The sequence below is a fragment of the Pseudomonas sp. NFPP04 genome (genome assembly GCF_900113815.1).
Taxonomy (GTDB): Bacteria; Pseudomonadota; Gammaproteobacteria; order Pseudomonadales; family Pseudomonadaceae; genus Aquipseudomonas; species Aquipseudomonas extremorientalis.
In genome coordinates this window covers 30789-47027 of the sequence record NZ_FOQS01000017.1, presented here as the reverse complement: position 1 = coordinate 47027, position 16239 = coordinate 30789, and the positions used below count along the sequence as shown (strand labels likewise).

The 16239-nt window shown below is 60.0% G+C and carries 9 protein-coding genes; 3 read left to right on the top strand and 6 right to left on the bottom strand.

The window, feature by feature from the left end; translation table 11 throughout:
• Window position 1: 1 nt before the first annotated feature.
• Window positions 2-847: an iron uptake transporter permease EfeU gene (gene efeU / locus BM017_RS26520; protein WP_092250147.1), complete on the bottom strand. Its 846-nt coding sequence runs from the start codon at window positions 845-847 to the stop codon at window positions 2-4.
• Window positions 848-1014: 167 nt separating this feature from the next.
• Between efeU and BM017_RS26515 the strand changes: the two genes are divergently transcribed.
• The 3 genes from BM017_RS26515 (at window position 1015) to BM017_RS26505 (ending at window position 7484) form a co-directional block, all read left to right on the top strand.
• Window positions 1015-2031, top strand: coding sequence for an AraC family transcriptional regulator (locus tag BM017_RS26515; RefSeq protein WP_092250144.1), 1017 nt, complete (start codon window positions 1015-1017; stop codon window positions 2029-2031).
• A 159-nt stretch (window positions 2032-2190) separates the two neighbouring features.
• A complete protein-coding gene (locus BM017_RS26510) occupies window positions 2191-6768 on the top strand; it encodes a hypothetical protein (protein ID WP_170856125.1) in 4578 nt (1525 codons plus the stop codon).
• Between the two features lie 35 nt (window positions 6769-6803).
• Window positions 6804-7484, top strand: coding sequence for a Fic family protein (locus BM017_RS26505; protein WP_139216880.1), 681 nt, complete (start codon window positions 6804-6806; stop codon window positions 7482-7484).
• A 102-nt stretch (window positions 7485-7586) separates the two neighbouring features.
• On the opposite strand, the gene BM017_RS26500 is transcribed toward BM017_RS26505, so the two are convergent.
• The 5 genes from BM017_RS26500 to BM017_RS26480 form a co-directional block, all read right to left on the bottom strand.
• On the bottom strand, window positions 7587-9002 hold the full coding sequence (locus BM017_RS26500; RefSeq protein ID WP_092250136.1) for an efflux transporter outer membrane subunit: 1416 nt from the start codon (window positions 9000-9002) through the stop codon (window positions 7587-7589).
• A complete protein-coding gene (locus BM017_RS26495; protein WP_071488416.1) occupies window positions 8999-12178 on the bottom strand; it encodes an efflux RND transporter permease subunit in 3180 nt (1059 codons plus the stop codon). Before BM017_RS26495 ends, BM017_RS26500 begins: the two co-directional genes overlap by 4 nt.
• A 15-nt stretch (window positions 12179-12193) precedes the next feature.
• Window positions 12194-13435, bottom strand: a complete 1242-nt coding sequence (gene mexE, locus BM017_RS26490; protein WP_071488457.1) for a multidrug efflux RND transporter periplasmic adaptor subunit MexE — start codon at window positions 13433-13435, stop codon at window positions 12194-12196.
• 293 nt (window positions 13436-13728) lie between these two features.
• On the bottom strand, window positions 13729-15342 hold the full coding sequence (locus tag BM017_RS26485; RefSeq protein WP_092250133.1) for a dipeptide ABC transporter ATP-binding protein: 1614 nt from the start codon (window positions 15340-15342) through the stop codon (window positions 13729-13731).
• Complete coding sequence (locus BM017_RS26480) at window positions 15339-16238, bottom strand: ABC transporter permease (protein ID WP_092250130.1); 900 nt, start codon at window positions 16236-16238, stop codon at window positions 15339-15341. The genes BM017_RS26485 and BM017_RS26480 overlap by 4 nt, the downstream gene beginning before the upstream one ends.
• Window position 16239 lies beyond the last annotated feature (1 nt).

The window sequence follows — 16239 nt, the reverse complement described above, 5'->3', positions numbered from 1 at the left end:
CTTACTGGCTGGAAACGGAGGAGGGTGTGACGGCCGGCTTGGGGGGCGCGGCGGGCAGGAAGAACATCACCAGCGCCACCACCAGGTAAATCAGGTAGGCGCCGAGGGTGCTGACGGTGGGGGCTTCCTGATAGCCGAACATGCCGGCCAGGACCGAGCCCAGCGGGCTGTCCATGGGCAGGGCGGTGCTGAAGTCGAAGAGCACGGTCTGCAGGTGGTTCCACACGCCTGCTTCGTGCAGGGCCTGTACCGAATTGGCGAGGATGCCGGCCGCCACCACCAGGATGAACAAGCCGGTCCAGCGGAAAAATGCACCGAGGTTCAGGCGCATGCTGCCGGTGTAGATCAGGAAACCGACGATGATCGCCAGGATCAGGCCGAGCAGGGCGCCAATCGGTGCGCCAGGGCCTTCACTCTGCTGGAACACCGCCAGCAGGAAGAACACGGTTTCCAGACCCTCACGGGCCACGGCGAAAAACACCATCACGATCAGCGCAGTGACCTGGTGTTTGGAGCCGGCCAACGCGTGATCGAGGGATTCGTGCAGGGAGTGCTTGATGGAACGCGCCACTTTACGCATCCAGAACACCATGGAACTGAGGATGCCCACGGCGACCAGGCCGACGATGCCTTCGAACAGTTCCTGTTGCTTTTGCGGAAACTCGGCGCTGACCAATTCCAGGCCGCCGCCGACCAGCAGGGCTAACGCAGCGGCGAGAAACACGCCGATCCACACCGCAGGCATCCACTGACCACGGCCGGTCTGTTGCAGGTAACTGGCGATAATGCCGACGATCAGTGCGGCTTCAATGCCTTCGCGCAGCATGATGAGAAAAGGAACGAGCATTCGGCACCGCGCCACAACTAGATAGGAGGCTAAGTTGTAACATAATGATACTCATTGCTAAACAACAATTCTTGACGTTTGCTGAACATGGGCTGAACGGTGGTGGCGAATCGCAACCCACCTTATGATGCACGTCATTATTTGCGCCGCCGGATGCCCGTTTCCCCATGTCGGAAAAAGACACCATCTCCCTCCACCTGGTGCGTGAGGCCTTGCTGCAAAGCTGCGCGCCCGGCGCGGCCAGTGCCGAAGTGCTGCATAAAGCCGGGATTGACCCGGCACTGCTGGCCGAGCCCAACGCGCGGGTCTCGGCCACCACCTACGCACGTCTGTGGCGCCTGCTGGCGCGACGCATGGATGATGAGTTCTTCGGCATGGACCCGCGCAAGCTCAAGTCCGGCAGCCTGGCGTTCCTCTGCCGCGCCGCGATGGCGCAACCTACCGTCGCCACCGGGCTGGAAACCGGACTGGGGTTTCTGTCGCTGATGCTGGAGCGCCTGCCTGCCGAGTTGGTGCGCCAACAAAGCCTGGCGGAGATCGTATTACTGGAGCCCGAGTCCGAACCCAATCGGGCCTTCACTTACTTTACCTATTGGATGATCGTGCACGGTGTGGCCTGTTGGCTGGCCGGGCGGCGGATCCCGATTCTGGCGATTGAGCTGCGTTGCTCAAAACCGGATTTCTGTGATGACTACCAGGTGATGTTCTCCGACAACCTGCGTTTCGACCGACCCCGCACGCGCATGATCTTCTCCGCCGACTGCCTGGACCTGCCGATCAAGCGCAGCTCAGAGGAACTCAAGCGTTTCCTCGCCCACGCGCCCGCCAACATCCTGGTCAAATACCGCGACCCCGCCAGCCTCGCCACCCGTATCAAGCACGATTTGCGCCAGATGCCCCCCGACACCTGGCCGGAAACCGAAGGCCTCGCCGCCAGCCTGTGCATTTCCGCCTCGACCCTGCGCCGGCGCCTGGCGGAAGAAGGGCAGACCTACCAGGGGCTCAAGGACAGTGTGCGCAAGGAGTTGGCGATTGTGTGGTTGGCGGAGCCGCAGATCAGTTTTGCCGAGATTGCCGCACGGCTCGGATTTGCTGATACCAGCTCATTCTACAAAGCCTTTCGCAAGTGGGCCGGTTCCAACCCGGGGCACTATCGTAGTCTGATTTTGGACGGTGCTGGCTGAGGGCTGAGTACCACAACGCACTGCGACTTATCCGATAGGAGCCAAGCGCTCAATCCGCAACTCTCAGGCATCTTTCCTCGCTGAAGAGTCTGTCAGATGCCGCTGTCGATAACCTCTCAATCTCTCACTGCCGGTGAATCAGGGCCGGGTAACGCTGCCGTGGCGCAGTTGCCAGTGGCTACGAATGCAATACCTCGCAAGGAAAGCGAAGCGCTCGGCAACGAGCTGAACCAGTTACGCACTCAGATAAAACGTGAGTCCGACGCCTATCAACACCATATGTTACGGGCGGCATATGAAGATGTTCGTCCACGGCCGCTCAGCACCCGCCAGAAAATCAAGGACCTGTGGGTGAGTGTGCAAATGGCGGGGTCAGGGCATCAGCCGGGGCATACACCCAATCGGTCCCTGCAACAGGCGTGGAAGGCCAGAGAGCGGCTGGCCAGGTTGAACAACCGCTATATTCCCCTCGCCAAGGCTGAAGCGCTTGCGCAAATGGGCGAGCAACTGATGGACGCCGAGGACAGCCTGCGTGGGCTCACTGGCGATAAGGCCGCCGTGGTCAGCGTCCATGTCAATCGACTGAGAGAGCGTTTCGAGGCCGCCAAGTTTGCCTTCGCCATCGATGTCGGCGAAACCTTGGCGAAGGACACGGCGCCGCTACTGCCACTGTTTAACGTGCAGACCTATTTGGGGTTACAGCAGGCCGGGCAGGGGATTCTGGATGCTGCTGATGGAATCAAGGGCATGTACAACAAACAGTGTGTGCGGCCCGACCTGCTGCAGGTCAACCAGGCCCAGATGTACTACGAGGACGAGCTGCGGATGGCCGCAGTCGACCATGGTCCTAATGTTGTCGATGATCTTCGGGAAAAACACGCAGAGGCCGCCCCTGCGGATAAACAATGGTTGGCGTCGTTCACTTCTCAAACCCGGCAGGTGCTGAGCCGCATCGATGCCGCGTTGAGCCTGCCGGGTGCCGAAGGTGTCGAGTTGGAGGAAGTCAGAGTCCTGCTCAAAGACGTGCTCAGCCAAGCCAGTCCGCCGATGTCGGGTCGTTACGCCACGGGCGCCAATGGTGTCTACCGTGAAACCACAGGGCCTGTTGAGGAGCAAGGTTACACGCCAGAGATGCAACGCTTGGGCATTGCCTTGGGCAGTTGGTTGCTCGGCAAGGGGGTTCTACTGACGCAACGCGTCGGCGATGCTGTCGGAGAACACCCTGTGCTTGCGTTGGGGGTGCTTGCCGCCTATGGCGGCATCAGTACGTTTTATAGCAACTGGTTCCTGCCAGCTTCCCCAGGACTGGAAGATAACGAACGAAGGACGTATTCAAGCGATCGCTTGCCGATGCTGGACGCAGAGGTGGATATCGCACTCGAACAGGCACCGCCTGATCACCCGGATGTATCGATCGGGCAAGTGTTTCTGGATCAGTTGTACACAGTGAAGTCTCGCGCCCCTCGCAGTGTGGATGATGGCAACCTTTCGGTTGCACGGACAGGCTCAGTCGACGCAATGCTGAAGCATCGTGCCCATGGCGAAAACCAGACCAATGGTGAGCTTGTGCGAAACGCTGGAGGCATCGGTGCCGAGGTGGATGACAAGATGCTGGCAGGGGCGATTACCACGGGATTGCAGCGCTTCGAAATTCAGCGTACCGAACTCCAAGCGACGTATGAGAAAAAATTGACCAGTAGTCTGGAAGCGCACATTAAAGACTCCCTCGAATGGATGACCAACCTTTATGCACCCATTCTGGAACCGTCTGCTGCATTGGACGAAATGATCATTCAGCGTATCAAGGCATTTGAAAGGAAGACGGGAGAGACCGTGAGTCTGCGACTTAACAGCACGATAACCGTTTGGTACGAGGAAGACCAGTCACGCAACCTTAACTACAATATCGTGGCTACAGTAGAACGTAAAAAATATTTCACGCTCAAGGAAGTCGTCACCGGTACTTACTTGAAGGAGATAAGATCGATGCGCGGATATCTCGATATGGGCTATAAGGTTTCCCGCGTTTCCCATCCGCAGCTAGTCAAATTTATTAAACATTCATTGGGGCCGGCATTGGAGGCTGAGCTTTCTGCTTATAAATCTCGGCCAGACATAGAGCAGAAATGGGTAGACTTCTATGATGGCAGGATCAAGAATGCTGCATTTAACTATCTCTCTAACACTTCCATTGAGCATCCTGGTCATGTGTTGATGAGTCGTTTTCTGAATGGAGAATTAAAGGCATCTGAGGTTGAATTTCATGGCGCGAAGGTCAATGGTGTGTTTGCTGTCACTCAAGGGCAGGCGGCGGTCCTGTGTAGTGTGGATGACGACAACTGTTTTTATATCAGTGAAAAACGTAATAGCTACTGGAAGTTCGGGGCGTCTTATACTGAGGGGATGCCTGTTTACCCAAAAGATGAAAAATTCAAAAGCTGGATCCGTATAAAACTGCCGCTCATTGAGCAAATTAAGGCCGCCAGGAATCCACAGGCGTTTGAGGTCACTCGAACAAAGATGTCGACAAACGTTCAAATAGGGATGGGCCGTAACGGTGGCCAGGTCAATATCAAACCCTTGACTTTTACGGCCCAGGAAAGCATACAGCAACTGAGCGCCTCCTTGTTCAAGTCAAATATGGAACGTGTCGAATCAGATATTGACACGTTGATTTTTGCTGATTGGGAGTACTATTCGCTCAAAGCACTGGATGTCCTCACCGAGTTTCTGAAGGTCCAAGGCTTAATATTTATGTTCGGCGCTCCCGGCAGCGGCGCCGCATTGAAAGGGATGATCTACGCCACTGGCCTGGGGTTGGCCAGCGCAGGCGCCCACGCGTTGAAAGCTGAAATCAGCGACGATCCGACGGAGCGAGATACCGCCAAAACGTCCGCTTGGGTATCTCTTATTTCAACGGCTATTTCACTCGGCATTCCTTTGGCGATTGGCGGAGCAAAAGGGGCAAATACATTGGCCTCGGCGGTGAATTATTACCGTTTTTCCAAGGAATACATTATTCGGCCTGATACGTTTCGCATAATAAACAACGTGCTGGCACGCAAGTACGGGATCAACTTTCGCCCTGCCGCTTCTGCTTCCCACTCGCCGGCAAGTGCGGCTGCATTGCTCCCTAAAAGTGCAGGCTCTTCATCTGCAACGGGCCATGTTGTGGCATCAGGAGCGGCGCCAGGCATCCAAGGGGTAGCAGGAACACCAACGATCTGGAACCAAATGACCGATGCACAAAAGGTCAGTTACTTGTCGACTAAGTTAATGGCCTCCCGTATCGGCAAGAAGTTGATCGCGCGGACCAGTGAGCAGTCTGTCAGACAGTCGATTGCCAATAATTTGCGACGTGATCTCACGACAGCGACGAATTGGAAGAGTGAACGTAGTGAAATCAATCCTGCAAAAGCATTGCTTGAATCTGATTCAAAACGCCTCGATACCGTGGACCAGTTTATAAAACAACTGCATAAGCAGCCGCCGACCATTGAGACACGCGCCGTCAGTGGGCCACCTGTGCAGAGGGCGGCGGGCTGGATTGCGGCGTCCAGCAGCCCCTGGATACCGGAAGGGCGTTTGCAGCGGGTTATTGCGCAGTTTCAGCAGGCCGATTTGAGCAAAATCAGTGTGATTGATGATATTCATCGGGCAATCAGCGGGACTTCCGAAGAAGCGGTTCGCCTCAGTGGAGAAGCTGGTCAGATGGGGTCTGATATCGCTCGTGGTGCATTTGCACACCAACTGAAGAACTCGGGTGTTCCAACGGGATTGTCCCGAGCTGAATGGTTGTTCGGGTTGACCCAGAGTTTTAAACCCTATGCGACTAATAACGATCCATTGGCAAGGACACTCTATGCGTTGGCACATCTTCAGGATACCAACAAAGGATTCAGTGCCCTCGTCAAAACCTCAGAATTACGCTTATCACCGCCTTCAATATCATTCAAAAAGCCACCGACCCGCGTACTTGCGGCGCCCTCAAGCGCGCCTGACGTTGATACCCGAATCGAGCCCTTTCGACAGATTGAAGGCAGCCCTTCACGAGCACTACCCGTTGAGATGCATGGGTTCATGGACACATTGCGCACCAATCCCAAGCTGCACAATGCTTTCATGGCTCCCGCAGGACAGTGCGCAAGCGCCGCGGAAACGGTCGCCGAATTCATGCGTACAAATGGGTTTGAAAACATCAAGTTTCGAGCGATGCTGATCTGGAGTTCGCGCAACCCGGACGGTGTATTCAACCATTTTTTACCTATAGGCGACTTCAAGGGCAAAACCTACGCGTTTGATCTGACGGCGCCACAGTTTGCCAATAAAGGCATGCCCTCGTTTACAGACCCGATGATTCTGCCGGAGCCGGCATTAATGCAGGCCTATCAGGCTGCTACGAACAAGGCACTGATCAAGTACAAGGACTTTTCCAACCTGCGGTCGGCAGAGGCAGCTTTTTCAGGTTTTTCCGCACCCGGGCCTAAGCAGTTTATCGAGGGCGGCCACCTGCTCAGTTACGGCTGGAGCAAGCCAACCCTCGCGCAACCGAATGCAGCGTCCGGCCCTACGCCGCTGGACAAAGTGAGCACTTCCGTACGTGGGATTGCTCGCGTGCGCGCCCAGGATACTGCGAACCGTAAACCCGGCCTTCAAGTACCCATATCCAGCGCTGCACCGCCCCCCCTTGCTATTGATAATCCAGGATTTCAATTGTTGGGTCCGAAAAACTGGTAAACCGACTGTTGCTAAGTGATGACGCCCGGGCGCTGATGGGTTCCACCGATAAAGCCACCGTTGTTCAATCCATTCGTGACAACTTGAAGCTGGACGGTCTTGGCGTCCCGCGTCAGCGCTTTGCCTGGGGCACGTTACAGGGCGAGGTAGGCCATGGTTTGCGTCGCCTGGCAAAGGACCGTGCCCGTTTGGAGGCAACCAACACCGCAATGAGATCCCTGCTGGACAGCACCCCGTTGGTCCCTCGCGAGCTCAAACTGGGTAATCCCTACGAAAAGGCGGCGGAGTGGATTGTCGATACGAGTCGCTCCGATGGTTTAACGGCGGACGAGGTTCGGGGCGTGTTGTGGCGTAACCGAGACGCCGACCTGACTGACATTCACACGATTGATGAGATTCATGCGCAGGTCTACAAACCCGGGCCGGGTGAACCTTATCGTGACTTCCGCTCCAGCAGCGACCCTGTTTATATGGCGTCGGAGATCGGGCACGCGGGGTTCGAGAAGCTATTGCCTGAACTTGCTCAAAGCGCACAGGAAGGCAAGTGGCTTCTGGCGGACGGCCTGTTCGCGGCAGCGGTCCGATTTCACCCCTATGGCGACGGCAATGGCAGGCTCGCGCGCGCGTTGTATGCATTGGCACAAATCAAAGCGGACGGACCGTTCTTCAAGGCATTGACACCTGAGGGGGAAAGCATTCTGAACCCGAGAATCTGATACAGCCCTTCACTGCTGCCCAGGCCAAAAAAAGCCCCGTGACCGAATGGACCACGGGGCAAAAAATTGGCTGGATGCGACCAACCAAAGGAGCTCTTTACCTCACTTGGCGCTGGCGACCACCGTGTCCGGCTGCCAGCCACCCCCCAGGGCCTTGTAGATCGCGACGATGCCGCGATACAGGTCCACTTCGGCCTGGGCCTGGGAATCCTCGGCGGCCAGGCGCTCACGTTGCGCGTCCAGCAGCACCAGGAAGTCCACGGTGCCTTCGCGGTAGCGGATCGCGGCCAGGTCGGCGGCGGCGCGGCTGGATTCGCTTTGGCGGATCAGCGAAACCAGGCGTTGCTGACGCTTGCCGTAGTCGCTGAAGGCGTTCTCGGACTCTTCCAGGGCCAGCAGCACTTGCTGCTCGTAGGTCGCCAGGGCGCCATCCGCTTCGGCATCGGCGCCGCGCAAACGGGCGCGCACGCTGCCCAGGTCGAAGGCGGCCCAGGTGATGCTCGGGCCGAGGGCCCAGGCATTCGCGGCGGACGAGCCGATCTGGGAACCGCGCCCGGCGGTAAAGCCGAGGAAGCCGCTGAGGCTGACCCGTGGGAAGAGGTCGGCCTTGGCCACGCCGATACGCGCAGTGGCGGCGGCCAGTTTGCGTTCGGCGCTGAGGATGTCCGGGCGACGTTGCAGCAGTTGCCCCGGATCGCCAATCGGCAAGGCCTTGGCAATCGCCGGCAGGTCTTTCGGGCTCAGGTCGACTGTCAATTTGTCGGGACGCTGGCCGAGAAGGGTAGCGATGCGGTTACGCTCGCGCACTTGCTCGGCCTGCAGTTGCGGCACGCTGGCTTCGACCGCAGCGAGGCGTGCGTCGGCACGCTCCACGTCGAGCTGGTCGCCCACACCGGCATCGCGCAGGCTGACCGTGATGGCGCGCGATTCCTGCTGGTTCTTCAGGTTGTCCAAAGCAATGCGTTCACGCAGTTGCGCACCACGCAGCTGACCGTAGGCATCCACCAGTTCGGCAATCATGGTGACTTGCAACTGGTACAAGTCAGCCTCGGCGGCTTGCTGGTCGGCGTCGGTGGCTTCCAGGTTGCGCTGGATGCGACCGAACAGGTCCAGTTCCCAGGCCATGTCCAGACCGAGGTCGTAACGCTCACTGTTGACACGCTTGGTGGTCTGGCCCGGGATTTGACCCTTGGCCAGGTCACTGCTGGCGCGGCTGGTGATGGTCGGCATCGCGTCATTGCTGGCGTCATCGCGGATCGCTCGGGCCGCCCGCAGACGGGCAAAAGCGACGCGCAAATCACGGTTGCCTTGCAGCGATTGGGTCACCAACTGGTTGAGGGTCGGGTCTTCGAACTGCTGCCACCAAATGCCTTCGAACTTGGCGTGGTCATACTTTTTGGCGTCGGCAGCGGCCGTGATATTGGCCGCCTCCGGAGTCTGGGCTTTGTAGTCCGGGCCCACGGCACAGGCGCTCAGCGCCAGGACCAGCAAGCTCGGCAGGAATACTTTCACACTCATTGCTGTGTCTCCAGCTTCAGGGCCTTGGCCGCTTTGCGCGCTTCGCTGCGCTCCACAGAGCGACGGATCAGTACGTAGAACACTGGCGTCAGCAACAGACCGAAGAAGGTCACACCGATCATCCCGGAGAACACCGCCACGCCCATGGCATGACGCATCTCGGCACCGGCACCGCTGGACAACACCAGGGGTACCACACCCATGATGAAAGCGAACGAGGTCATCAGGATCGGCCGCAGACGCAGACGGCAGGCTTCCAGTACCGCAGCGAGTGGGTCGAGGCCTTCTGCCTGTTTATCCTTGGCGAACTCGACGATCAGAATCGCGTTCTTGCACGCCAGGCCCACCAGTACGATCAAGCCGATCTGGGTAAAGATGTTGTTGTCACCGCCCGAGATGATCACCCCGGTAATCGCCGACAACAGGGTCATCGGTACGATCAGGATCACCGCCAATGGCAGGCTCCAGCTTTCGTATTGGGCGGCCAGTACCAGGAACGCCAGCAGTACGCAGAGCGGGAACACGAACAGCGCGGTGTTGCCCGAGAGGATTTGCTGATAGGTCAGGTCGGTCCACTCGTAGGTCATGCCGTTGGGCAGTTCGTCTTTCAGCAGTTTCTCGATGGCCGCCTGTGCCTGGCCCGAACTGTAGCCCGGTGCAGCGTTGCCGTTGATTTCGGCGGTGATAAAGCCGTTGTAGTGCATCACGCGGTCCGGGCCCGAGGTGTCGCTGACCTTGATGAAGGTCGCCAGCGGGATCATTTCGCCTTTGTTGTTGCGCACTTTCAGTTGGCCGATCTGGTCTTCATCGAGGCGGAACTGTTGCTCAGCCTGCACGTTGACCTGGTAGGTCCGGCCGAAGCGGTTGAAGTCGTTGGCATACAACGAACCCAGGTAGATCTGCAGGGTGTCGAAGATGTCGCTGATCGCCACGCCGTGGGTCTTGGCCTTTTCACGGTCGATGGCGGCATCGACCTGGGGCACGTTGACCGTGTAGCTAGTGAACAGGCCGAACAGTTCCGGTGTGGTACGGCTCTTGGTGATGATGTTCTGCACTTCTTTGTACAGCTCGTCGTAACCCAGGTTGCCCCGGTCTTCGATCTGCAGGCGGAAGCCGCCGATCGTACCCAGGCCCTGTACCGGCGGCGGTGGGAAGATCGCCATGTAGGCTTCCTGGATGCTGCTGTACTTGCCGTTCAAGGCACCGGCAATCGCGCCGGCGGACATGCTCGGGTCTTTACGCTCGTCGAACGGCTTCAAGGTCACGAACACGATGCCGCTGTTCGGGCTGTTGGTGAAACCGTTGATCGACAGGCCCGGGAAGGCCACGGCGGCTTCCACGCCCGGTTGTTTCAGGGCAATGTCGGACATGCGCTTGATCACGTCCTCGGTACGGTCCAGGCTCGCGGCGTCCGGCAGTTGGGCGAAGGCCACCAGGTATTGCTTGTCCTGGGCCGGTACGAAACCGGTTGGCGTGTGGGCAAAGCCCAGCCAGGTCAGGACCATCAGGCCGGCATACAGGAACAGCGCGATACCACTGCCACGGATCACCCGGCGTACGGTACCGACGTAGCCATGGCTGGCCTTGTCGAAGAAGCGGTTGAACGGTTTGAACAACCAGCCACCCAGCAACTTGTCGAGGAACTTGGAGAACCCATCCTTCGGCGCGTTATGGCTCTTGAGCAACACCGCCGCCAGGGCAGGGGACAAGGTCAGCGAGTTGAACGCCGAGATCACCGTCGAGATCGCAATGGTCAAGGCGAACTGCTTGTAGAACTGCCCGGTCAAGCCGCTGATGAATGCCGCGGGCACGAACACCGCACACAGCACCAACGCAGTGGCGATGATCGGGCCGGTCACTTCGCTCATGGCTTTTTCAGTGGCCGGGAAGGGGTCCAGGCCCAGCTCGATGTTCCGCTCGACGTTCTCCACCACCACGATGGCGTCGTCCACCACGATACCGATGGCCAGTACCAGGCCGAACAGCGACAGCGCGTTGAGCGAGAAACCGAACAGGTGCATTACCGCAAACGTACCGATCAACGATACCGGCACCGCCACCAGCGGAATGATCGAGGCGCGCCAGGTCTGCAGGAACAGGATCACCACCAGCACAACCAGGATCAGCGCTTCGAACAGGGTATGCACCACCGCTTCGATGGAGCCACGCACAAAGATGGTCGGGTCATAGACGATGCTGTAGTCCATGCCTTGCGGGAAGCTCTTTTTCAGCTCTTCCATCTTGCCGCGCACTTCGTTGGAGATCTCGATGGCGTTGGAGCCAGGGCGCTGGAAGATCGGGATGGCCACGGCCGGCTGGTTGTTGAGCAACGAGCGCAGGGCGTATTGACTGGAACCCAGCTCCACCCGAGCGATGTCTTTCAACCGCGTGATTTCACCGTTGGCGCCGGAGCGAATGATGATGTTCTCGAACTCTTCCTCGGTCACCAGGCGACCCTGGGTGTTCACCGACAACTGGAACGCGGTGGCGGTCGGCGCGGGTTGCGCACCCAGGGCACCGGCGGCCACTTGACGGTTCTGCTCGCGGATCGCGGTCACTACATCGGTCGCAGTCAGGTTGCGCGAAGCGGTCTTGTTCGGGTCCAGCCATACACGCAGGGAGTAGTCGCCCATGCCGAACAGCTGCACGTCACCCACACCGCCGAGGCGCGCCAACTCATCCTTCACGTTGAGCAAGGCGTAGTTGGACAGGTAGAGCATGTCGTAGCGCTGATCCGGAGAGGTCAAGTGCACCACCATGGTCAGGTCGGGGGAGGCCTTGTCCACGGTGATACCGATGCGCGTCACTTCCTCAGGCAGTTTCGGCTGAGTCCGGGTCACACGGTTTTGCACTTGCACCTGCGCGTTGTCCAGGTCGGTGCCCAGGGCGAAGGTGATGGTCAGGGTCAGCTTGCCGTCGGCGGTCGACTGCGAGGACATGTACAGCATGTTCTCGACGCCGGTGATCGCCTGCTCGAGAGGTGCTGCCACGGTCTCACCGATGACCTTGGGGTTGGCGCCCGGGAAGTTGGCGCGCACCACCACGGTCGGCGGCACCACTTCCGGGTATTCGCTGATCGGCAATTGGAACAGCGAGATCGCACCGGCGATCAGGATCAACAGTGAGAGCACTGCTGCGAAGATCGGCCGCGAAATGAAGAACTTGGAAAAATTCATCTTGAGTCGTTTCCCTTAACCGCGTGGAGCTGCAACGGCTGCGAGCTTGGGCGCGGTTTTTTCCGGCGCCACTTGCTCCAGGTTGCTGGCTTCAAGTGCTTGTCGTTGTTGGGCCAAGGCGGCGAGGGTTTCCTTGCTGGCCATCGGAATGGTTTCCGGGGCGACCGGCGACCCTGGGCGCACACGCTGCAGACCCTTGACGATAATGGTGTCGTCCTTGTTCAGGCCGCTGCGCACGATGCGCAAACCTTCGATCTTCGGCCCCAGTTCCACTGCGCGATAGGCCGGCTTGTCGCCTTCCATCACCAGCACGAACTTCTTGCCCAGGTCGGTGCCCACGGCTTCATCGTTGATCAGCACGGCAGAGTAGGTGCCGCTGCCGACCAGCTTCAGGCGGGCGTACAGGCCAGGGGTGTATTCGCCCTTGCTGTTGTCGAACACGGCGCGACCACGGATGGTGCCAGTGGCCGGGTTGACCTGGTTGTCGACGAAGTTCATCTGGCCCAGGTGCGGGTTGCCGGTTTCGTTGGACAGGCCCAGGTACACCGGAGTGGTGGCGCCACGACGGCCTTGGCGGGCCAGCTCGGTGTATTTGAGGAACACCCGCTCATCGGCGTCGAAGTAGGCGTAGACCTTGTCGGTGGAAACCACGCTGGTCAGCGCGGTGACGTCGGCGGTCACCAGGTTGCCGGCGGTGATTTCGGCACGGCTGACGCGGCCGCTGATCGGCGAAGTCACGCGGGTGAAGCTCAGGTTCAGCTTGGCCAGGTCCAGCTGCGCCTGGATCCCGGCGACGGCGGCGCGGGCTTCCTGGGCGGCGGTGGTGCGCGAGTCGGCCAGTTCAGCGGAGATCGCATTGCTCTGGCGCAGGCGTTCGCCACGTTGCGCTTCGTTATCGCTGCGGGTCGCGGCAGCTTTGGTTTGGGCAAGCTGGGCTTCAAGGCGACGCACTTCGGCCTGGAACGGACGCGGGTCGATCTGGAACAGCAGGTCGCCTTTCTTCACCAGCGCGCCTTCGGTGAAGGCCACCTGGTCGATCTGGCCGGACACGCGCGGACGGATCTGCACGGTTTCCGGGGCTTCCAGGCGACCGGTGAATTCATCCCACTCGTTGACCGGTTGTTCCAGCACCTTGGCCACGCTGACTTTGGCAGCTGGCATGGCGGCCGCTTGTTCCGGGGTTTTGCCGCACGCGCTCATCACCACTACCGCCAAAATGGCCAAGGGGAAGCGCAAATGTTTGAGTGACTGTTCCATGAGGTGCATCCGCCAATGTATTTGAGATGGGCGGATCATGCGCGGCGCTGTGCTATGTCACGAATCGAATGAAGCAAAGGTAACTATCATTCGGAATGATATAAGCGCGAGATTAGCCCTCTAGCATGGGGGTTTCGTTAGGGGGCTATCAATAGGCGTGATGACAAAGGTCTTTTGCCTGGGCTGTAAAGACAGTCGCGGAATATCCCTGGAGAGCCCGACGGTCGGGGGCGCGATGCTCGGGGATCGCGCCGTTGCCGACAACTGTTTCGTGTGGCACTGCGATACAGGTCTCACGCGGCGCTCGCAATGACCTGCCGGCCAGGGATGGCCGCAATCAATTCCCGCGTGTACTCGCTGGCCGGCCGATGGAAGATCTGCTCCACCGAGCCCTGCTCGATCACCCGGCCATTGCGCAACACCAGCACCTCATGGGCAAAGTTGGCCACCACCGACAGGTCGTGGGACACCAGTACATACGCGATACCCATCTCCCGTTGCAGCTCTTCCAGCAGCTCAAGGATGTGCGCCTGCACCGACACATCCAGCGCGCTCACTGGCTCGTCGAGCAACAACAGGTCAGGTTTCAACGCCAGGGCCCTGGCGATGGCGACGCGTTGGCACTGGCCGCCGGACAGCTCTCGCGGCAGCCGATCCAGGTAGCTGACCGGTAAATGCACGCGGCTGATCAACTCCCGGGCCGCCTGTTCCAGCGCGGCGCCCTTGAGCCGCCCGAAGGACACCAGGGGTTCGACGATGCTGTCGAACACGGTGAAGCGTGGGTCCAGGGCGGCGAACGGGTTCTGTTGCACCAGTTGCAGGCGTTGGCGCAGTGGGCGGAAGTCGCGCCAGTTCAGGTGGGTGACGTCCTGTTGCTCGAACCAGACCTGGCCCTGGGTCGGTTTTTCCAGGCCGAGTGCGATGCGCAGCGCGGTGCTCTTGCCCGAGCCGGACTCACCGACGATGGCCAGGGTCTGGCCGGGGTACACCTGCAGGTTGAGGTCCTCGAGGGCCACGAACGTTGATTCTTCGCCCTTGACCTTGGGCAGCGCAAATGTCTTGCCGACGTTTTTCAGGCTCAGGATCGGGGCCTGGGCCGAGTCAATGCGCGGCAAGGGCTCGCGCCGTTTGGCAAACGCCGGAGCGGCGGCAATCAGTGCCCGGGTGTAATCGTGTTGTGGCGCGCCAAGGATCCGACCTGGCGTGCCCTGTTCGACCACTTCACCGTGTTGCATCACCAGGATCCGGTCGGCGCGGTCGGCGGCCACACCGAGGTCATGGGTGATGATCAACAGCGAAATCCCCCGTTCACTCACCAGGCGTTGCAAGTGGTCGAGGATCTTGCGCTGCACCGTCACGTCGAGGGCACTGGTGGGTTCGTCGGCGATGATCAAGCGCGGGTTGCCCGCCAGGGCAATGGCAATCAGCACGCGTTGGCGCATGCCGCCGGAGAGTTCATGAGGGTACTGGCGCGCACGCAGTACGGGCTTGTCGATGCCCACCTGTTGCAGCAGTTCGACAATGTCCGCATCGACGCCAGGGTAGCGTTTGCCCCTGGCCAGGATCAGCGCCTCGGCGATCTGCTGGCCCACGCGCAGGGTCGGGTTGAGGCTGACCATCGGGTCCTGGGGCACCAGGCCGATGGTGCGGCCGCGCAATGCGCGCTTTTGGCGTTCACTGGCGTGGGTCAGGTCGTGGCCATCTACCCACAGCTGGCCGGCGGTGATCTGCGCACTGTCCGGCAATAGACCGAGGATAGCGTTGGCCAGGGTCGATTTACCGGAGCCGGACTCGCCGACAATCGCCACGGTTTCGCCCTGGGCGATGTTCAGTGACAGGCGATTGACCGCCGTGTGGCCGTGCCGATAGCTGACGCTGAGTTGACGAACATCTACTAGAGCGCTCATCGCTGGATCTCCTCGAAGGTGCGGGCGATATGGTTGAGGCTGAACACCACGGCCACCAGGAACAGGCCGGGCAGCAGGGAAACCCAGGGAGCGGTGACCAGGAAGTGTCGACCGTTGGCGATCAGGGTGCCCCATTCCGCCGCTGGTGGCGCGGCGCCGAAACCGAGAAAGCTCAGGCCTGCGGTGGCCAGGATCGCGGCGCCGAAGTCCAGGGTCGCCAGCACGGCCACCGGCCCCCATGCGTTAGGCAGGATGTGCCGCAGCAAGGTGCGCCCCCAACTGGCACCGCCCAGGCGCGCGGCCTCGACGTAGGGCAGGGTCTTGACCCGCAGCACCTCGGCGCGGGTGGTGCGGGCAAACCCCGGAATAATGCCGATGCCCACGGCAATCGCCACCGGCACCGTGCCGAAGCCGATGGCCGTGACAATCGCCAGGGCCAGCAGCAGGCCGGGGAGGGCCAGCAGTACATCGACAAAGCGCATGATCACCGCGTCGATGCGCCCCCCGGCAAAACCCGACAGGATGCCCAGGCCCAGCCCGCCCAAGAGGGCGATGCCCACCGCAAGGAACGCCGCCAGGACCGATAGGCCGGCGCCATGCACCACCCGCGTATAGAGGTCGCGTCCCAGCTCATCGGTGCCAAACCAGTGGATCAGGTTGGGCGCGCGCAGTTTGTCGACGGGCGAGGTGGCGTAAGGATCGAAGCTGCTCAATACGTGCGGCGCCACAGCCGCCACCCATGCAAACACCACCACCAGCAGCGCCAGGCTGAACCCAGGTCGTCGCAACAGGGGCAACACCGTCGCCGCCACGCGTTGCAGGCGGCTGCGGCGGCGCCACGGCGCAGGGCTGGCCGGGAGGGGATTGCGGCCCAGGTTCTGCTCAAGGACAGTCATG